The organism is Clostridium sp. AM42-4 (genome assembly GCF_003480105.1).
GTDB lineage: Bacteria > Bacillota > Clostridia > Lachnospirales > Lachnospiraceae > Brotaphodocola.
This window is the reverse complement of the sequence record NZ_QUIK01000043.1, coordinates 2835-3122: the sequence shown is the minus strand read 5'-3', so window position 1 is coordinate 3122 and position 288 is coordinate 2835. Positions and strand designations below refer to the sequence as shown.

Genomic DNA, 288 nt, shown 5'->3' with positions numbered 1-288 from the left:
AGTATAAGCAACAGCCTTGTTATTTTTTTTCTTTTCTTTACCGTTTGTTCTATCTCCACTTTTACTGTTCAACCTCTATATAGTCTTCCGGTGCTGACGGCTGCTGTCCTTTTGACATTGCTGCGATCCATGCACTTGATAATGTTGTATCTTTAAGCTGCTCAATCTCACATTTCGGATTTATTTTTTTCAAAACAGACATTGTGGTGTCTGTAAGAAGAATCGAGTATTCCTTTTCTTTGTCTATTTTCTTATCATTAACTGTCAAGTCCTTTAATGAAAATCCAC

At 35.4% G+C, this 288-nt stretch carries 1 pseudogene; it reads right to left on the bottom strand.

Annotated elements, in window-relative coordinates:
- Positions 1–61: 61 nt before the first annotated feature.
- Positions 62–288, bottom strand: a pseudogene (locus tag DW922_RS18215) (carbohydrate ABC transporter substrate-binding protein); the annotation flags it as partial.